The sequence below is a fragment of the Chondrinema litorale genome (assembly GCF_026250525.1).
GTDB classification, from domain to species: domain Bacteria; phylum Bacteroidota; class Bacteroidia; order Cytophagales; family Flammeovirgaceae; genus Chondrinema; species Chondrinema litorale.
Genome location: NZ_CP111043.1, coordinates 966,075 through 986,544 on the forward strand (window position 1 = coordinate 966,075; position 20,470 = coordinate 986,544).

General features: G+C 35.4%; 16 protein-coding genes. 5 read left to right on the forward strand and 11 right to left on the reverse strand.

Going from position 1 to position 20,470, the window contains the following annotated elements; genetic code table 11:
* Nucleotides 1-19 precede the first annotated feature (19 nt).
* The gene (gene prs, locus OQ292_RS03980; RefSeq protein WP_284684754.1) at nt 20-1,210 is read left to right on the forward strand and encodes a ribose-phosphate diphosphokinase; all 1,191 of its coding nucleotides are present in this window, start codon (nt 20-22) and stop codon (nt 1,208-1,210) included.
* A 31-nt stretch (nt 1,211-1,241) separates the two neighbouring features.
* On the opposite strand, the gene OQ292_RS03985 is transcribed toward prs, so the two are convergent.
* The 7 genes from OQ292_RS03985 to ggt all read right to left on the reverse strand — a co-directional run bounded on the left by OQ292_RS03985 (nt 1,242) and on the right by ggt (nt 8,130).
* On the reverse strand, nt 1,242-1,895 hold the full coding sequence (locus OQ292_RS03985; protein WP_284684755.1) for a LysE family translocator: 654 nt from the start codon (nt 1,893-1,895) through the stop codon (nt 1,242-1,244).
* A gap of 11 nt (nt 1,896-1,906) precedes the next feature.
* Nucleotides 1,907-3,070, reverse strand: a complete 1,164-nt coding sequence (locus OQ292_RS03990; protein WP_284684756.1) for a hypothetical protein — start codon at nt 3,068-3,070, stop codon at nt 1,907-1,909.
* Nucleotides 3,071-3,323: 253 nt separating this feature from the next.
* Nucleotides 3,324-3,812: a DUF7000 family protein gene (locus OQ292_RS03995; RefSeq protein ID WP_284684757.1), complete on the reverse strand. Its 489-nt coding sequence runs from the start codon at nt 3,810-3,812 to the stop codon at nt 3,324-3,326.
* A gap of 51 nt (nt 3,813-3,863) precedes the next feature.
* The gene (locus OQ292_RS04000) at nt 3,864-4,811 is read right to left on the reverse strand and encodes a nucleoside hydrolase (protein ID WP_284684758.1); all 948 of its coding nucleotides are present in this window, start codon (nt 4,809-4,811) and stop codon (nt 3,864-3,866) included.
* A 106-nt stretch (nt 4,812-4,917) separates the two neighbouring features.
* The gene (locus OQ292_RS04005) at nt 4,918-5,832 is read right to left on the reverse strand and encodes an ADP-ribosylglycohydrolase family protein (protein WP_284684759.1); all 915 of its coding nucleotides are present in this window, start codon (nt 5,830-5,832) and stop codon (nt 4,918-4,920) included.
* 24 nt (nt 5,833-5,856) lie between these two features.
* The gene (locus OQ292_RS04010; RefSeq protein WP_284684760.1) at nt 5,857-6,396 is read right to left on the reverse strand and encodes an HD domain-containing protein; all 540 of its coding nucleotides are present in this window, start codon (nt 6,394-6,396) and stop codon (nt 5,857-5,859) included.
* A 15-nt stretch (nt 6,397-6,411) separates the two neighbouring features.
* The gene (gene ggt, locus OQ292_RS04015; RefSeq protein ID WP_284684761.1) at nt 6,412-8,130 is read right to left on the reverse strand and encodes a gamma-glutamyltransferase; all 1,719 of its coding nucleotides are present in this window, start codon (nt 8,128-8,130) and stop codon (nt 6,412-6,414) included.
* Between the two features lie 433 nt (nt 8,131-8,563).
* Between ggt and OQ292_RS04020 the strand changes: the two genes are divergently transcribed.
* Complete coding sequence (locus OQ292_RS04020) at nt 8,564-9,391, forward strand: universal stress protein (RefSeq protein ID WP_284684762.1); 828 nt, start codon at nt 8,564-8,566, stop codon at nt 9,389-9,391.
* Between the two features lie 97 nt (nt 9,392-9,488).
* Here OQ292_RS04020 and OQ292_RS04025 read toward each other — a convergent pair whose 3' ends face one another.
* Entirely contained in the window at nt 9,489-10,592 is a 1,104-nt protein-coding gene (locus OQ292_RS04025) for an SGNH/GDSL hydrolase family protein (RefSeq protein WP_284684763.1), read from the reverse strand.
* Between the two features lie 205 nt (nt 10,593-10,797).
* Here OQ292_RS04025 and OQ292_RS04030 point away from each other — a divergent pair, with 205 nt between their 5' ends.
* Nucleotides 10,798-11,676, forward strand: coding sequence for a 1-aminocyclopropane-1-carboxylate deaminase/D-cysteine desulfhydrase (locus tag OQ292_RS04030; RefSeq protein WP_284684764.1), 879 nt, complete (start codon nt 10,798-10,800; stop codon nt 11,674-11,676).
* A gap of 4 nt (nt 11,677-11,680) precedes the next feature.
* Here OQ292_RS04030 and OQ292_RS04035 read toward each other — a convergent pair whose 3' ends face one another.
* Nucleotides 11,681-12,577, reverse strand: coding sequence for an aldose 1-epimerase family protein (locus tag OQ292_RS04035; protein WP_284684765.1), 897 nt, complete (start codon nt 12,575-12,577; stop codon nt 11,681-11,683).
* A gap of 65 nt (nt 12,578-12,642) precedes the next feature.
* Here OQ292_RS04035 and OQ292_RS04040 point away from each other — a divergent pair, with 65 nt between their 5' ends.
* Nucleotides 12,643-13,122 carry a nuclear transport factor 2 family protein gene (locus OQ292_RS04040; RefSeq protein WP_284684766.1) on the forward strand — a complete coding sequence of 160 codons (480 nt, stop codon included), beginning with the start codon at nt 12,643-12,645 and terminating at the stop codon, nt 13,120-13,122.
* Between the two features lie 223 nt (nt 13,123-13,345).
* Nucleotides 13,346-14,977, forward strand: a complete 1,632-nt coding sequence (locus OQ292_RS04045) for a metallophosphoesterase family protein (protein ID WP_284684767.1) — start codon at nt 13,346-13,348, stop codon at nt 14,975-14,977.
* A gap of 44 nt (nt 14,978-15,021) precedes the next feature.
* Here OQ292_RS04045 and OQ292_RS04050 read toward each other — a convergent pair whose 3' ends face one another.
* A complete protein-coding gene (locus OQ292_RS04050; protein ID WP_284684768.1) occupies nt 15,022-18,366 on the reverse strand; it encodes a cyclic nucleotide-binding domain-containing protein in 3,345 nt (1,114 codons plus the stop codon).
* A gap of 59 nt (nt 18,367-18,425) precedes the next feature.
* Nucleotides 18,426-20,360 carry a toxin-antitoxin system YwqK family antitoxin gene (locus OQ292_RS04055; RefSeq protein WP_284684769.1) on the reverse strand — a complete coding sequence of 645 codons (1,935 nt, stop codon included), beginning with the start codon at nt 20,358-20,360 and terminating at the stop codon, nt 18,426-18,428.
* Between the last annotated feature and the right edge of the window lie 110 nt (nt 20,361-20,470).

Here is a 20,470-nt window from a genome sequence, read left to right on the forward strand (position 1 = left end):
GAATTAAATTCCTTTAGTGGTGGACACAAAAAATATAACTTCTTTAACAAAAAACAAAGATGTAATTGTTGTTGGTAATTTATCAGACAGCTATTTTGCTATTGATATTGCCGACTTTTTAGAACAGAAAACGGACTTTTCAGACCTGATTATGCTCAAAACATTTGCAAACTCAGAGTTCTGCCCAAGGTTTACAGCACACGACGAAGATGATTATTCTACAATAGGATCAACTTTGGCGGGTAAAACTGTAATTATAGTTTCTGTTCACAGAGGTCATGTTTCTAGAAACGAGTTGGCAATGCGTAATTTCATTATTGCCAGAGCGGCAAAAGATAATGATGCCAAAGAAGTGATTTTGGTTGAGCCAGAACTTTTCTATTCTGCACAAGACAGAGGACCTAAGAGAAGTCACGGTAAAACCAACTTTGAAAGAGAGATGGCAGATTTATATAAATTTAACGGGCAACCGTTTACTGCCAGACTGTATGCTACCCTATTAAAGTCTTCTGGTATAGATATGGTTGTAACAGTGCATAATCACAGTGTTGCTACCCACCACGAGTACACTGAAATTTTTGGTGAAAATAATTTCGTAAACCTTTTCCCAGACAGTTTATTCAATTATTACATTCATAATTCTGGTATTGTAGACCCAGCAAACACAGTGCTTATTGCACCAGATAAAGGTGCTGTAGACTTTGTAAGTAGCGTTGCCAGGGCTAATGGCACAAACCTGCCAATTGTGATTATGGATAAAATTAGAACTGGTGAGCGTAAAGTACATATGACAGTCGCACAGCATTCTCAATATCCTCTTTCATTTATTAAAGATAGAGATATTGTGGTGTTAGATGATATGGTAAGAACAGGAGGAACTATCGTTGCTTGCTGCAAATTACTTAGAGAGTACAATCCAAGAAAGGTAATCTTTATGACCACCCACTTTCATAGTTCAGAAGAAACTAAAGTGAACCTTGCTACCCCTGCTATTGATGAAATTATTACGACCAGTACTTTACCTTCTATCTTGAACAGAGATAATCAGGGAAGATTGAGAAAGAAAATGGCAGTTTTAAAAATTAATAAGTGGATTGCTTCATATCTAAATGAAAGATTAAATATGAATGTAAATATTGAACCGCCATTATACGTGGAAAATATGTCTGATAAAAACCCTCGTTCATCTGAAAGAGATAAAAAATCATAAAAAGTAAATAGATGTTGCTATGGGTTATTTGCTAAAACTTTAATCCTAGCAACACTTTATAGTTTACAAAAGCAAAATAGAAAAACCTCAGACTTAAGCCTATAAAAATTACTCCCAATACCTTATTCATTATTTGTAAAGTATTATTTGTTAAAACCTTGGCGATGCGATGTGCCAAGTAAGCTTTCACAATATCCGCAGAAACAACAGTACCCAATAAGCCCACAAAAAACATTAAAAACTGCGTATCTGAGTAATCTTCTCTAGTCATTACAGTAGCTAGCACAGCAATCCACATAATTACTGTAAATGGATTTAAACCATTAATTGCCATTCCCTTTAGCACATAGCCTGTAATTCCCAGATTGATATTACTATTGGTTTCTTCCTTGTCTTTTAAGTTTTCTTCTTTGCCCATATTAACTAGATAGCTATAACCCAGATAAAACATAATGGCACCTGCTATAATGCTAGAAACCGTCTGTACTTCAATGTTCTTTAATAGCTCAGACAAACCAAAAAATATAGCGAATATAAAAAATGCATCTGTTAGAAGAATTCCTAAGGCAAAGCCCGCTGCACTCCTAAAACCTTTCATTATTCCCACTCTCAACAAATAGAAAAATGAAGGGCCGATAATCATCATTAATACTAAGCCATATTTAATTCCTTCAAAAACCGGCATGTGTATTTCTTTTAAACTTCCATTTTTTTCATAGAAGACTTTACAAATTTTTCAGAAAAGTAGTGAAGTAAACTCCATATCCACTTTCTGCTCCACTTCAAATGTGCATCAAAAACGACATGATACTCAAAACAAGGTTCGCCTCCTCTAGATACTTTAAACTTAGATGCGCCGCTACTCATATTTAAAACAGCATTATTTTCTACTGCCAATTGTGTTAATTGCACATTCATTAATCTGTACAAACCTTTTTCTTTTGGGGCAGATTGATCGTAACCGATAAATGGTGTTGTAATTACATTGTTTCTAGTAGCCACCGCCTGCACAGCTTTCACTTCAGCAGTTTCTTTATCTTTCAGCAAATAAAAATCTAAGACTTTACCTTTTAGTGCAATATCTAGATAATCTTCTGTATAATGTGGATTTAACGAAGAATATTTTTCTATATAGAGGTTTTTATAAAAGTGAATGGCCGCTGCTTTTTCTTCTTTAGTAAATGCAACAACTTTAATCCACTCCAAATCAGTTGTTTTTGCCCAAAGTTTAGAATCCATTACAAAAGGGCGCTTCTTCTTGTATTTTCCTAATTTTGGATCGAGCATGTAAAGCTGCCGACAAGCCAAAGTTTTACCTTCTAGCACTTCTAATTCTTTTAGTAGTACTTTTTCTGTACGATCGTTTACAGACCTAAAAACCAATGCATGTTGAGGGAATTTTTCTTCTAACTTCTTTAAAAACTCAACTAGATTTAGCTCAGAAGTATCGGGGTATAAACTAGTAGAAAGAATGTAATTATTGATAAAAACAACCTTCTCCATTCCAGATAAATTTCCCAAAAACCGGAATATGGGAACCACAAATCTGGCGATTCTTTTTTGGTTGGCAGTGTATTTATCATTCTCTAAAACCTCTTCTTGTGCATAATCGAAATACTGAGAAAGAAACGAAACCAGATAGCAAGAAGACTTAGATTTTAGATTGCCAATTGTGAGTGGAAAAGCTTTGCCATTTACTATAGCCAGAGCCATTTCATGTTCGGAATTAGAGATAAAATGCCTACTCCCCTTTTCTATAAAAGGCAAAATATAATTTTTTAAGCATGCTCCATTTTCTACCCTTTCCCACTCTACACAGTTGATTTCATCTTTAAGATAAATCCCGATTTCGCTTTTCATAACTATAAAATTATGAGGATGGAGCATCATTAAAAAGTAGTAAAATCATCATAAACAGAATGATAAAACCCCATTTACAAATCCTTAACTTCCAGCAAATTAAGCCTGTAAAAAGTGGTAAAAGATTATTAATTTGTTGATGTGGATATAATAGAGGTTTAAGTTGATGCAAGAAGCTACTCCATATCAACTTATTAGGAAGGAGAAAAGATGAGTAGCTTTGTTTGACGATAGAGTTTTCAAGTGATAATTATCAATTGATTGTTTTCAATTCGCTTAATATTTCGTCTGAAACCTGAATTGTTCTATTTTCAATTTCTTTAGTTAGCTGTTCTAGATTATTGAAGTCTGGATTATCCACCAAAATACCTTCTAGAATTGAATATTTAGGCATCTCTTCCCTACCCTTATTCCACTTTGATGTTTTAAGTAATTCCCAGTATTTCTTCTGAACATCAACAGTGCGACCTAAAAGCCATATTTCGAACCGCATATCTTGATGGTTTAGCACAAGACCAAGCTTCAATTTATACTTTTCTAAATATGCATTTGAAAAATAAAAGTAGGTGTAGTCCATATAACCTTGTAAAATATTCCCTACTGAAAACTTGTCTGAGTGGTCTTTTTTAAAGACAGTTTTCAAGTTCATTACATACTTTACAATTCCCGTATATGCCTTTTGGATGTTCCCTTCGTCTAATTGCTTTTTGTAAATCGAAACATATTTATTCAAATCTTCCATTTCTGCTATTCTTTAATCCAATTGGCTTTTTAAGTTGTGTGCAAAGTATATTTAAACACTCTTCGCATTTGTAAATGTCTTTATCAGGTAATCAAAGAAAAATGTTTTATCTACCTGCTTGGCAACTTTAATTTTAAGCCCTGAACCTTTACTTTCTATGGTTCTGCCGGCACTTGGTCCAGTAGGTATAATATCTGTCTCTATTTCTTCTAATGTAAAAGCTTCTGGAATTTCTAAATAACTCGTAGCAAGCGCATCCCACATATAATAAGTATAAGCATAAGCAGGTACCGTATCTAATGTAGTTGCCCAGAATTGTGCTGCCAAATTAGCCCAAAAATGATCTGCATGCCTCGCCAATTCCTTTAAAAAATCAGTGGTTACAGCAACCTGATTTGTTACATCCAAAGGGATAAAAACCATTGACAGATTATATTTTAATAGCTTATTTGCTGATACCGGATCCCAGAATATATTCCATTCGGCAGTGCCATCGTGGTTATAGGTTACCACATTACCCGGCACATCAAAAGCTCCTGCCATCCAAACTACAGCCTCAATCTTATCGGCTAATGCAGGTTCTTCTTCTAAAGCCAATAACAGATTTGAACATGGCCCTGTAAGTAAGATTGTCACAGGCTCATCAGCTTCCTTTAGTTTATTTACAAAAAGGGTTTTACCATCTACAAAATGAGACTGATCTGCATCTGTATCAATAAGAATAAGAGAAGGAAATGCATTTAATATTTTCGGATTTGCTCTCCAATTTGCAGGAAATGCATTGATGCCGTAATGGTTTCCTAAACCAATTTCTATATCTATTCTACCTGCTTTTATTAGGAGTTTCTGAGTGGTTTCTAAAGCATTTTCGATATAACAATCTGCTGGAGTAATACTTATCCCTTTTAAATCGACATGCTGCATAGCCAAAACTAAGATCAAAGAAATAAAATCATCTGCATTACCATCGTGATCGAATATTACTGGAGTTTTTTTCATACACTTAAATTATAACCAACAAAACTTTAAAAGTAAATAAGCCAGTTTAATATCGAATAATCGGAACTAAAAGAATATTGACCAAAAAATATAATTATGGGTTATATTAATTTCTGAAAATGCTCTTTTCAAAATCTTCTACAGCATTGCTCCATGTTTTGGAAATACTATAATCTTTTGCAGACATTATCGTAATGCCGCCAACAATGGCACAAATGGTATCTCTATCACCTAAAATTGAAACCGCTTTCCATAAAGCTTCTTCATAGTTTGCGAGATTCCAAGCAGCACACCATATAGCAAATGGGACAGTATCTGGTGCTGAAATTTTAATTCCATTGCCAAGTATAGCAGCTACAGACTCGATATTGTAACTATAAGCAACAGAAAGCGACTTGTTTATTTTGGATTTTGTATCAGAGTCTGGCAACTCTTTTAAAACCTTCTTTATGAACTCTTCTGGACTTATTGATTTGCCTTCAACTCTAAATTGGGTGGCTAATGCAGTAGCAACGGCTACAGCTATTGCTCCGGTTATTCCTTCTAAGTGAGTATGTGTAACTTCGGCAGATTTTGCTGCCAAATCTTTTACTTTTTCTAGATCATCGAAAAAATAGGCACCAATCGAACATACCCTCATAGAAGCTCCATTCCCTAGAGAACCCATTCCCTCAAATACACTTTGAGAAAGCACTTTCCAGTCTGCTCCTTCACCAATCTCTCTTAAAATTCTTCTGGCTGTCGCTCCATATCCTCTATTTACATCTTTATCGTGATTTAAAGAAAATTGAAGTGCTAAATCGTCTTGTATAATTGTTTGATGCTTCTCTAACTGCTCAAAAACAGCAATTGCCATAACTGTATCATCTGTAAACTCCCAAGATGTTTGAGGTATGGTTCTTTGCTCAATATGATGAATCATTTCATTTCTATCGCCAAAGAAACTTTCACCAAAAGCATCGCCAATAGAAGTACCCCACAAAGCCCTTTTGGCTAATGCTAATCTTTGTGAATGGTTCATGTTAAGTTGTTTTATAGAGGTTGATTACTTCACATAAACCCCATAATCTTCAATTTTTTTAGCTAGCCTCTCTGCGAGGGATTGGTGGAATTGATTAAGCTCGGAGTGGATGAGGCGGGCTTCTTCTTGATAGACTTTAATCTTTCTATCTGGCCAATAAGCTGGCGGAGCTTGGAGGTTTACAATTCTGTCTGCCATTTTAACCATACCTGCTGCTTTACCAGCAGCTTTAATTCTTGCCAAACTATCTGGCATTCGTTCTGGCTTAGGTAAACTTTCATTTTTGGTAAGTACAGCAACTCCAGTAGCTACTGCATCACCATATTTATCTTTTACCATTTGTGCTGTTACATCAGTATCTTCTACTGAATCGTGCAGTAAGGCACAAAGCATGCAAACATCAGGATTTACCCCATTACTATCGTAATGTAAAGCTGCCATAATCTCCATGCAAACATTGCTCAAATGCACCAGATACGGCAAATCTGTTCCCGGTACTTTTTGCTCTTTGTGTGCTTCAGCCACAAATAAGATAGTCTGTTGGTATAAATCCTGATTCCACATGTTGTTTAATTTTTATTAATAACCTAGCGCAGTAGCATCTCCTGTTCTGGTAACATCTGCTGCTCCTTCGAACGAACCATCTTCCTGCACCATAATCGCTTCAATTCTTCCAATTTGTTGAATTTCTCTAATCTCATGCCCCATCAACTTCAATGTATCCAAAGTCAGACTGTCAATGCCTGCTTCTACAATTACTCGGTCTGGTAACCACTGCGAGTGCATTTTTTTAGCATCTACAGCTTCTTGCATGGTTAAATCATGTTCAATTGCATATAAGACCACTTGGTATACATTGGTAATAATGGTTGAACCTCCGGGAGTTCCAACTACCATAAATAATTTACCATCTTTTTCTACAATGGTAGGTGTCATACTACTTAACATACGTTTTCCGGGTTGGATAGAGTTAGCCTCTGCACCTACTAAACCAAATTGGTTTGCTACTCCGGGTTTTACACTAAAGTCATCCATTTCATTATTTAAAAAGAAACCAGCTCCTTCTACCATTACTTTGCAACCATAATAGCTATTAAGTGTAGTTGTGATAGAAACTGCATTACCTTGTTTATCTACAATTGAGAAATGAGTAGTTTCAAAACTTTCAATTGCTTCTACAGAACCCGCTTTTACTTCTTGCGATGGTGTAGCAGTATCCATAGAAATAGTACTAAAACGCTCAGCCAAATAGTTTCTATCAATAAGCATTTCTACTGGTACATCGTAATAATCCATATCACCTAAGTGCGTAGATCTATCTGCATACACTCTTCTTTGCAGCTCTGTCATTAGGTGAATACTTTTAGCCGAAAGCAAGCCCATTCCTTTAAAATCGTAGCTTTCGCTACCAAGCATTAACTGAGCTAAAGCCACTCCACCACTCGAAGAAGGAGGCATAGAAATGATCTTATAATCGTCTTTGTAAGTTACTTCAATAGGATCTCTCCATTTAGCTTCGTAACTGGCGAGGTCTTCTTTCGAAATAATTCCCCCACCTTTTTTCATTTCTTTCTCAATCAAATCTGCTGTTTCACCTTTGTAGAAACCATCTTTGCCATTATCTCTTATTCTTTCTAGTGTTAGTGCAAGGTCTTTATGGTAAATAGAATCTCCTTCTACATAGTCTTCGTCTTGGAGCAAATAGATTTCGTGCGTATTAATTTCTCTAAAAGATTTCTGAAAACGGTTTAGCAAACTAGCTTCGTATTCGGTAAGTATAAAGCCATTTTTCGCCAAATCAATAGAAGGTTGTATGAGTTTTTCGAAAGGCAAAGTACCTAATTTGTTAAAGGCTTCATCCATTCCGGCAACTGTTCCTGGTACACCAACAGCTAAATGTCCTTTTTTACTCAAGGTATCAATTACATTTTTATCGGCATCGAGATACATATCTTTATGGCCTTTACCCGGAGCTTTTTCTCTAAAATCGAGTGCACCAGTTTCGCCTTCGGCAGTACGATAAACCATAAAACCGCCTCCACCAATATTTCCGGCTTTAGGTAATACTACTGCTAATGCATATTGTACTGCAATGGCAGCATCAAATGCGGTTCCTCCTTGTTTTAAAATATCCAATCCAACTTGAGAAGCTAATGGATGTGCTGTAACTACCATGCCATTACTACCGATTACTCCTTTAACTGGTTTGTCTTCCAGCACTGTCTGGTTTACAGATTCACTACAGCTTGCAACAAAAAAAACTACAGCCAGCAAAAGTGTATAAAAGTTTTTGATCATTGTAAATTTAATTTTTAATTAAAGTGTTTATAAATCAATGGATGAATGTTTTCACAAAAGTCTGTGAGATATGGATAAATAAAAATAATTCTTTAAGCTCCTACTTTTGAAAAAAGATTGCTAGTAGCTAAATTATAAGTGCTGTAAATAGGAAGGTAGTAATTCATTTATTAAAATGAGAACCTAAATATACAAATCACGTTCAAAAAATTGATTCCTCGCCAGCTTTAAGCCAGCTAATTTTTTAAAATAATACCAGTTAACCCTCAACTAATTTATACTGACCAGCATCATATAATGCTATAATTTTCATCATAATGATTAGGCTGTATCTTATGTAACTTTCTATAATTAAACAGACTCTCAAAATTAAAGAGAGAAAAACTGGTAAATACGTCAAATATCTATTTTTTAACTGAAAATTATTTTAACGATGTTACCACTTAACAATATCTTGATCCCTGTTGATTTCACTCATATATCAACACATGCTGTAAGGCAGGCTAAAGATTTGGCAAGAAGAAGTGGAGCTCATCTCATACTTTTCCATGCCTACCATAGGCCTTTGGTACCTGTAGAGGTAGAACCTGAAGTTGAAACTTCTTTGATGAAAAAACGCATAAGAGGTATTGATTCCAGATTTAAAGAACTGGAAACTATTATACCAGACCTTAAAGATGTTTCTTTTACATGTCATAAAAGTCTGGGAAAAGCTTCTGACAGTATTGCTAAGGCAGTAGAAAAATATAATGTAGATTTAATCTTAATGGGTACAAAAGGTGCTCATGGATTCGAAGAATTATGGGGTAGCAATGCTGCTAAAGTTGTAGGCAAAGTAGATTGCCCGGTTTTGGTTTTACCAGAAGACACTGATATTTCAAAAATTAAAAAAATTGGTGTAGCATGCGATTTTAACCAAAAGCGAAATTACGATAATTTTAAAGTTTTGCCTTACCTAGCAAAAGTTTACAATGCTACCGTCAATATCATTTTTGTTTCATCTAACTCAAAAGATCAATATCCTAAAGAGTTTAAAGATGTTATAAAAATACATAACATGCTCGAAGAAGTATCGCACTCGTTCGATTACATCTATCATAAAAATGTAGAAGACGGACTGGTAAATTACTGTAAGAAAAATAAAATTGGATTGCTTACAGTTATCACTAAATCTAAGAGTTTTTTTACTAAACTATTTGATGAAAGTTTAACTACTCAAATGGTTTATCATATAGATGTTCCACTTTTAATAATTAAATAGTTCTCCTTTAATTGAATGCCCGGATATGTCACATATTCGGGCTTTTTTTGTGTATTTCACCCGAATGATGGTTGTTAAAAAGTTTCCGAAATACTGCTTATAATACCAAATCCCAACCCATTTTTTCTCTAATAAAAGCAGTGAGTTCTTCGGCATTTTGTTTATGCTGCTCCACATTAGGATGGAAATCGCAACCCAATACTCTTGAAGTTTGCTCTTTTAATGCATAAAACTCAATATTCTGCTCACCTTTCTCTTTCATTAACCTAATGGCTTCTACAATGTAATTGGTCGAAGTAGTTCTGGCCTTTCTTCTTGCAGGGTAATAGTCGGAAATCATCGGACTTTCCAAACAAAAAATACTGGCAGCCGGATAGTATGCTCTTATTTTCTCTAAAAGATTAAAATAGCTTTCCACAAAATACTTCCTTTCTGGATTACTTCTGGCAAAATCGTTTGTGCCTAAATTTATTACCACCACATCTGGTTGCCATTGAGTAAAATCCCAACAGATACTGTCGTTTTGTGGATATACCATATCGTACATTTCTGTCATGGTATATCTAATCGCATCGCTGTAATTTCTATAAATACCCATACCAGAATAAGCCACTGCTCTGTATTCTGCATTTAGTTTTCTGGCTGTAATGGCGCTGTATGTCATGTAGCCGTTTTGAGTTAAGGAGGTATATTTACATTTGGCACTATCTCCTTCATTACCATAACCACAGGTAATAGAGTTGCCAATAAACTCTATCTTTCTCGAAGGGAAACTTGGTGGCGTTACCAGATTTTTGCCTAAATCTAACCTAAAACCTAAAAACTCTGTGCTGCCTGTTGCTCCTTCTGTTCGCCTAAAAATTTCGATGGTATGCGTAGTATCTGGCAGGTTTTGAGCTACTGTATATAAAATACTGTCTGGTTCGGCACGCAACAATTGCGGAAATTGTTCATCTATAAAAACATAGAAATAATTTGCCTGAGGTTCGCCATAGCCATCTTTTATAAACACATGATCTTGTAACATCAACTTACAAGATGTACCCCTAAAAGTTGCTTTAATTGTTGAGCCAGTCCAAGCGAATTTGGCAGACAAAGAATCTTCAGAAAAATAAAATCGGCCTGAATAATTAATGAGTGAATCAGATGGAGCAATAAATGCATACTCTGGTAATTCTACTCTTTTTTTGCAAGCTGCCATCATTAATACAAATATTAGTATTAAAAATAGAAATTGCGAAGAAAAAAATTGATGCTTATTAACCTTCATTCGGCACCAAAAAGAGACAATAGTCATGTAAAAAAGCTAAAAAAATCCGTTAATTAGTGTCTTTAAAACTCAACGAGTTTCATAAAGAGAAACATCGACTTCATAATTGTATTGTAACCATTAAACAAACAAACTCTTGAAACTTAGCATTAACAAAACACTGCTTGAAAAAATCAGTTCGCCACTACTCGATGAAAAGAAACTCACGCTTTATGTAAAACGTGACGATCTCATACACCCCACTGTTTCTGGTAACAAATGGAGAAAGCTGAAATATAATTTACAAGAAGCTCAGAAACAAAAACACGATACACTTCTATCTTTTGGAGGCGCTTACTCTAATCACATATATGCTTTGGCAGCAGCGGGCAAGCTTTTCGGCTTTAAAACAATAGGTATAATTAGAGGAGAGAAAACATTGCCTTTAAACCCTGTATTAGAATTTGCCCAAAAATCTGGAATGCGTCTGTATTACATTTCGCGCACTGCTTACAGAGATAAATACAACCCAGAACTTATTGGCGAATTTAAAGAAAGGTTTGGTAAGTTTTATTTAGTACCTGAAGGTGGAACCAATATGTTGGCTGTACAAGGCTGCGAAGAAATTGTAGATGAAATCGATGATATAGATTTTGACTACATCTGCTGTGCAAGTGGTACTGGCGGAACCATCTCTGGTATTATTACTGGTCTAAATGGGAAACACAAAGCTTTAGGCTTTTCTGCTTTAAAAGGAGGTGAATTTCTAAAAGATGATGTGGGTAATTTGGTAAAAGGCTATTGCGGAAAAGACTTCGACAACTGGGATATTATTACAGATTACCACTTTGGCGGTTATGCCAAATCTAAGCCTGAGCTGCTTGAGTTTATGAAACAGTTTGAAAAAGCCCACAAAATACCTTTAGAATTTATCTATACTGGTAAAATGCTTTATGGGCTTTTTGACTTAATTAAGAAAGATTATTTTAAAGAAGGACAAACCATTATTGCCGTTCATACGGGTGGAGTTAGATAAAACCTTAGCTCTGGAAAATACTTACTTTGTGTTCGCAAGTAAAGGTTTTTCCTGCTTCTAGTGGTTGCACACCTTCTTTGTTTTTAAAATCGTCTTGCCCAGCAGCATTGTCTGCCATGCCACACCAAGGTTCAATACATACAAAAGGAGATTCTCTGTTTTGAGACCATATTCCTAAGTAAGGGAAACCCGAATAATCGAAGCTTAGAATCTTCTTACCAGCTTTGTTTACCAAAGAAACCACTGTTGATTTTAGGTCTTTAAAAACCAAAGCATCATCATCAAACAAATCGTCTTTAATCTGTATGGCTGGCGAGTCGCCAAATACCTTTTTAGTTTTGCCATCAAAAAAGCCATCATCATTTAGTGTATAGCTTTCCGCTGTTTCTACCTGATCGAAAACCACAGAATAATCTGATCTTTTCTCTCCTTCTTCCAATGGGCAATTAAAACCTGGATGGCCGCCAATAGAGAAATACATCTCAGTAGCATTTGTGTTTTCTACTTCGTAAGCCACAGAAACTGTATCACCCTCAATTGTGTAAATCATATTTACAACAAACTCATAAGGGTAAATCGCTTTGTCTTCTTCTGTGCTGCTATAGCTAAAAGTGATATTATCTGCTTCCTGTTTTTTTACTTCAAACATTCTATTGCGCACAAAACCATGTTGTTTTAGCTCATAGCTTTTGCCATCTAAGGTATATGTATCGCCAATTAGCTTACCAACAATTGGAAATAAAATACAAGAATGCCTTCCCCAAAACTCCGGATCAGCCTGCCACATGTATTCCTTTTCTGATTGTTTCCCATAAATACTTGCTAGCTCCGCCCCTTTCAGGTTTATACCAACTTTCAACTTGTCATTTTCAATAAAGTATTGTTCCATTATACCACTCATCAAAAAATATTTTGGAGAATTTTATTAATTATAGAATTTGAGGAAAATTAAATAAAAATAAAGACATGAGAAATCTGAAAACTACATTTTTACTGCTTTTACTTTTAGTACCCACCTCTACACTAAAAGCTGTTGATAACCCCAATGATGAAGAAAAGGCTGTAATTGAATGTATTGAGACACTTTTTAATGGAATGCGCGCTGGTGATAGTTCTATGGTGAGTCAGGTTTTTCATGCATCTTCTAGGTTGCAAACAGTTTCTACCAAAACTGGAAAAACAGTATTACGCAACGAGACTATAGCCAATTTTTTAAAAGCCATTGGCACTCCTCACGACATTGTGTGGGATGAACGAATCTTAAGCTACGATGTAAAAATAGATGGAGCAATGGCTTCTGTATGGACAGAGTACGATTTTTATGCAGGTGAAAAATTCAGCCATTGTGGAGTAAATGCATTTCAGCTTTTTAAAGATGATGAAAAAGGTTGGCTAATTACTCAGATAATCGACACAAGAAGAGTAGAAGATTGTAAGAAGGAGTAGACTAAAGGCACATATTTATCTTATTATAGCTTAAACTACATCTAAAGTGGGTGTATCTTTCTTCTAGTATTTAATTTTTAACAAAGGACTTTCATTAACATTTAAAACCCTCTAAGATACAATACCAAAAAATAATTAAATTTTAGAGGTTTTAAAGTGGATTTCATATCGCTTCATTATAAATTAGAAGAATCTAATATGAAAAGAAACTAACCATAACAAAATGAAACCTCGCTTTGTAATCATTTTTTCAACTTTAATACTCTTCTCCTGCAAAGTTCAACAACTTGACAAATTCACCCTTGCAGATGTACCAGTAAAAGCACCATTCACCAAAGTAGATACACTTTCTACCAATGACTGGTGGAATAGAAAAACCACAGAAATTATCGATCTAAAAGTCGATAGAGACAAAGTAGTTGCATTTGGACTTTATACAGTTGCCAACAATATTTTAAAACTTACGGCTCAGCTTTATCCCTTATACCCTAATGAAACTAGAGAAGTAAGACTAGAAATAAAAGAAGGTGATTCTTGGAAAGAAATACAAAAGCAAAAAGTAAAAGACTTAGGTTGGGCAGCAGTTTTTAGAGTAGAAAACTGGGACGACACCAAAGACATTTCCTACAGAATAAGACATGGCAAAAAAGCTTATTTTGAAGGCCTTATAAGAAAAGACCCTATTGATAAAGACGAAATATCATTGGCGGCACTTTCGTGCAATTCCAATCAGGATAGAGGCATGAGAGAGAATTATGTAAGCAATATCAATTACCAAAATCCCGACCTAATGTTTTTTGCTGGTGATCAGTCGTACGATCACACAGAACATACTGCTGCTTGGTTAAAATTTGGCTTGCAGTTTAAAGAAACCTTTAGAAACAGACCTTGTATTTCCATCCCTGACGACCATGATGTGGGTCACCCTAACCTATGGGGCGAAAGTGGTAAAATTTCTAACAAACCTACTGGCTCAGATGGTGGCTATTATTATCATCACGAATATGTAAAAATGGCAGAAAGGGCACAAACCTCAAACTTGCCGGACCCTTACGATCCAACTCCGGTTAAACAGGGCATTGGTGTATATTATACCAATTATGTTTTAGGAGGAGTTGATTTTGCCATTATAGAAGATAGAAAATTTAAGTCTGGTCCAGAAGGAAAGATACCTCAGCAAGGTCCAAGACCCGATCATATAAACAATCCGAATTACGACCCAGCAACTATTGATGTTGATGGATTAAAATTATTGGGAGACAGGCAATTGCTTTTCCTAAAAGATTGGGCTGGGCAACAAGAAGATGTCTCGATGAAGGTTGTTCTCTCACAAACTGGTTTTTGCGGTGGAGCACATTTACATGGCAGTAAAGACAACCGATTGTTTGCAGATTTAGATTCTAACGGATGGCCACAAAAAGGCAGAAATAAAGCTTTAGAATTAATTAGAGAAGCCAATGCGGTACATATTGGTGGCGATCAACATTTGGCAACAATTATTAAACACGGTATAGAAGAGTTTGAAGATGGCCCTTGGGCATTTGTAGTTCCTGCGAGTGTAAATAACTATTATAGCCGTTGGTGGTGGCCAACTGAAGAAGAACTTAAAAACACCAAACCACTCACTAACGAGCTACCTTGGTCTGGAAACTTTTTAGATGGTTTCCACAACAAGATTTCTGTTTATGCTTATGCCAATCCGGATGGAGATTCTAATGGTGCTGGTTATGGACTAATAAGGTTTAATAAAAAAGATAAGACTGTAACTTTTGAATGTTGGCCGAGAAATGTAGATGTTACAAAAACCGGAGCCAAACAATTTACTGGTTGGCCTTATACAGTAAATCTCAAATAAAGAAAAGAACATTAAAAGCTCTGTTAAGTCAGAGCTTTTTTATTTTAATTGAAGGTACTACCAATCGTAATTTCGTCTTTAAATTTCTTACGCATATCTGTAATCAAGGCATCTTGAGTTCTAATACGATTACACAATACTTGTAAAATACCCTGAGCAACTTCTGGCCTTTGCGACATTAAATCATAAAAAGCATCTTGGTCTAGTCTTAAGAGTAAGGTATCCTTTTCTGCTGTGGCAGAAGCCGAACGTGGATTAGAGTCTAATAAACCTAAATCGCCAAAAAAGTCCCTATTTATCAAAGTATTGAGCAAGTAATTTCCGATGTGAATTTTTACCTGTCCTTCGTAAATAATGTACATACAATCACCCGGATCGCCTTTTTTAAATATTTCATCACCTTCAGAAATACTCACTTCTTTTAAAATTGAAGCAATATCAGAAAGCACACTTTCTGGTGTTTCAGAAAAAATACTGGTACTCTTTAAAATGATTATTTTTTCAATTTCGAGTAATGATTCATCTTGATCTTTCATATAAGTAATTACATTTGTGATGTGTTCGGGTGGCATCACATCGGCAAAAATTTCTTCGTAGGTAAATAATCTATCTTGACAAAACTGCTTTACGGTATGTACAGCCGCCTGTTTTAGGAGCTTATCATCTCCAGTTAAATAGGGATTAAAAGCTTTGAGCAAACTAGGATAAAAGTAGCCAGATAAAGTATATAATGCGGTTGCTTGTGTCCAACGAGTAAAATTACTACCTCTTTTAGTCCCCAATAAAATCATTAAAACTACTGTAATTTCATCGAGTAGATTATGGTTGTAAAACCTAGAAAACCTGATGATTTTATTGTTGAGTACAGAGTTATCAAACAAAATAGAAATCTTTTCTACAGTTGAATTAGGCAGCATTTTATTGAGTACTTCATAAGATTTTAATTTCTCATGTTTCTCTATAGAAGCCATAGCTCCCATAATCATTTTGTATTTTTCGTGGTCTTTGGTAAATAGAAACGACACCAGCATTTTGGCGTGTTTTACCCTTAAAGAAAGCTCTTTTTCTAAAGCTTCTTTTAATAACTCAAAACCTGCTTTGCCTATAATTATCTCTAATGCTGTGTAGAGCCAAAAAACTCTTTTAAACAGCACTTCCATTCTATCAGACACATAAAAAACATGATCGTGACTTACAGCATCATAACCAGCAGACTGCAATGCGGTATAAGCTTCAGACTGTAGCTCGATCCAATCATAGGTAGTTACCCACCACAAAATCTCAAATGCTTCAGACCCTCCAATTTTTCCACACAGCCTGCATAACCTAATAAAATATACCCCTTTTGAACTGCTTGCTTCACCAAAAGCTTCTTTTAAATATGGCAATACAGCTTCTTTATACATTGCCAGTGTTCTTAGAGCTTCGTTATGGAAGTTGTTTTTTTCCACCATCTCCAACAAGATCGGAATAAAAGTTTCATCGGTTAACTTTCCTGCTGCTTCAATGGCACTTTTAGTAACCTCACAAGTTTGATGTTGTAGAAACTTTTGAATGATTGGTGAAAAGCTTTGATCTTTTAACTCTCCAATAATATGGATAGACAATATATTTTCGGACTCACTATCAGACATTGAGAACTTTCTTATAGCAGCCTCAGCACGTGTTTTTTCCTCTTCTGTACCATATTGATACATGCAAAACAAAGTTGCCCTACAGATGGCCTCATCATTACTTAGTTCTAAATCTTTAAAGCGACTTACCAAACCATGATTCAGCGAACAAGCTGCTCTAATAGCTGCTGCCCTTACATTGGCAGAATCATCGTTTTCGATAATATCCAACATATCCTCTTCAAAGTCTTTTAGTTCTAGCTCTTCAATCTTATTGATCGCATGAATCTTAACTTCGTCGGATGGATGCTTGATAATAGAATGCAGTTTTTGATACAGGTTATCTATATCAAACTTTTGCAAAAACTCTATTGAATAGATCACCTCTTCAGACTTACCAGTTTCTAACTTGGTTTCAAGTACTTCGAGAATTTTCTTATCCTGTATTACCAGTTCAGAGCCTTTTATGGTTCTAACATCTACTGCTGTTTTAAGAATACCCAGATAACTTCGGTTATAAATAATAATGTTGATGATCCATAAAGCAATTGTACCATTTATTAGCCAAGTAATTTGGTTATCGTCTATAATTGAATCTACATCACGAAATAAAAATAGAAATCCACCTGCTAAACCAACTGCCAATGGTTCAACTACACCCTTCATCAAATTATAACCCTGAAATTTAAACCTAGCTACCAAAGGCTGAAGTAAGGTATAAAACACTGGTCGGTGCAGTGCATAACGCAGTGATGTAAAAATCAGCGTCATGAAAATTAGATGAGGTAAGAAGTTGTATGTACTATAGAATGGTAGCCATTCTGGAACAAAAAGCGCCACACCTAAAACCAACATAATAAGTGGCAACACAAACAATGATCTTTTTATACCTATCTCACTTATTACTCTTCTGGAAAAAATCATTTTAGCCACAAATGATAATACACTAATGAGGCCGAATAAAATTCCGATAATCCATGCAAGTGATTTCTCTGTATAAAAATACTCTTGTAAGTTACTTAGCAATGCAAAGTCTAACCAAATGGTGAGTATTATTACAATTATTGTAAGAATGGATAATTCAATAATTGATCTGTTACTTAAAAATCTAGTAACTGCTGGGCCTGTCTTTAGTACTTCAATACGGCTTTCTTTATTCTCTTCATAAATTTGCTTGTAGGCATCTTTCTTAATTATTCTTCTAAGAAAAAACCAAGAGGCTACAAATGATAATGCCGAGAATAACATTAAATCCTGTGCACTACTCCAACTTAATAAAATAGGCACTGAAAAATACCCGATAATCATTCCGGGAAGATCACCGATAGTAAGCCAACCTAAACTCTGCTGTGTAGATCGAGATTGAAACAATATAGTTGCTAGTGCCCAAGACTCGAAACTTGAAAAAAGGTATATAACCCGATAACCAATCACCAGCAAAAACACATACCATATGTAATCGTAATCTCCTACTCCACCCAGAAAGACTATTACCGAAACAGCAATGAGCAATACGATACCTTGCATTAACCTTTCGAGCGAGATATATTGCTGAAGGTTAGAATATAGTTGCCCGCCTAAAAGCATAAAGGCAGAAGACAATACGTAGACTAACGGTAGATTTTGAGTTGAAAATCTAGCAAGAAATATAACTGTGGCTGTTGTAAAGAAAACGGCTAAACCAAAGCCCTGAAACATATGATGGAAAAAGAAGGACTGCACAAACCAAGTCTCATCCGGATTGATGCTAAAAATTTGTGATAGTCGCTTTCTCATTGTTGATTGTTAGTTTCAGTTTGCCAGATTACAAGATATAAAGTTAAAACATTCTATATTTAATTCTCTTCTTTTAAATTATCAATTTCACCTAGATATTCCCCAAAATCTTCGCTATGCGAGTATTTCCCCTTTTCATTAAAGAATTTCCATTCTCCAACCATCTCATCATGCAGATATTCACCAGATGCATCTAATTTACCATTTGTATGATAATATTTCCATGCCCCTTCTTTTAAGCCTTCTTTAAATATTCCCTCACCCGCATCTTTCTTATTGTCATGATAGTACTTCCATAAACCTTGTGGCAATCCATTTACATAATCACCTTCAGACTGTCTCTCTCCATTAGGGAAATAAGATATTCTTAATCCGTTTCCTGCATTTAGATTACCAGCGCTATGCTGCTTCCCTTTTACATCTACAAACATGCTTACTTTTAAAAGCTGTCCGTTATCCCAAGTTTCTGTTTCCATCTCCGTTCCATCCGCATGGAAATATTGCCACTCGCCATCTTCGTTTCCATTTATATAGGCTCCAATACTCTCAATTTCACCTGATGGATGATAAGTTTTCCAACTCCCCTCTTCTTTTCCCCGATTCATTAAACCTTCTTCTTCCTTATACACATTTCCAACAGCATCTGTATCAAAAAGTTTTTTTACTCCATTTTCTATTCCAGCTAAATAAGTAACCAATGCCGAGATAGTCGCATCTTCTTGAAAAAACTGCCAAACACCATGTTTTTGTCCATCCACATACTCACCTATAGCATACAACTGCCCAGAAGGATAATATTCCTTCCAAATGCTGTCTTTTTCGCCAAAATAATAATTCCCTTCTGCCGAAAGGTTGCCATACTCGTCATATTCTTCCCAGGCATCATTGCGAACTCCCTCATCAAAGAAGCCTAATTCTGTAAGATAAGACTCTTCGTTATAAAATGCCCAAATGCTATCTGGCTCATTATTTTTATAAAATCCTTGTACTAAAACAGTACTGGTGTCTTCTCCAAATTCAAAGTAGGGACCTTCCTGTATACCATTCACAAAAATCCCTTTGGCTTCAATACTTCCATCTGGTCTAAAATCGAAATAAGTGCCGTGCTCTTTGCCATTTTTAAAGTTTACTTCTGCTTCTTTTACTCCTAAACGATCATATAATGTAGATATACCTTCCGCTTTTCCATTCAGCAATTCTATTTCACTTTCTAATATGCCATCTTCATAGTAAAGCAAGCGAGTACCATTCCCTTTTTTTATATTTCCGCCCTTTAGCTTCTTACCATTTTCGAGAAAGTAATCTCCAACATCCAAAAGAAGTGAATCTTGCCAAAACTCTTTTTGCTGCAATTGGCCATTTTCGTAATAATAAGACACTTCTCCATTGAGATTTCCGGTTAAATAAAACGCCTGTGTTTCTAAGTTACCATTAGGATGGTATTGTACCCACATGCTATCTGGCAAGCTATCGTAATACCTACCTTTTACAGCTACTTTTCCATCAGAATAATACTCTTCGTAAGGTCCTTCTTCTTTGCCAACTAAGTAAAATACTGATGATTCAAGTTGCCCATTTGGATGATAATAGTATGACAAGCCGTTTTCAACACCTCCCACATAATTTACTACACTTTCTACCTCTCCATTTTCGAAATAGGTTTTCCACGCACCATGAATTTTCCCATTTTTATAATTCCCTTCAATCATTTTAGTGCCATCTGGATAAAACTCCAACCAAGGTCCTTCTTCCACACCATCAACAAAATTTGCAGATAGTACCAGTTGCCCATTTGTATATTCTTTCCAGGCACCATTTACCTTATCATCTACATAATTGGTTTCTAGCAACAAACTTCCTTGGTCGTCATATACAAGCCATGGTCCGTTTTTAACTGAATCAATTTGCTGGGGGATGTATGATGTGCTATCCTGTGCTGTTACAGATTCTATAATGAATACTAGAAAAATAAACTGATACAAGATGTGCTTCATAAGCTATATTTTTTAATGAAAGCAATTTAGTAATGCCTTCTCTAAATCCAAATGTCTCGGAAAGTTGAAAACAAATAAAAAAGCAGTTCTGTTTAGAACTGCTTTTCTTT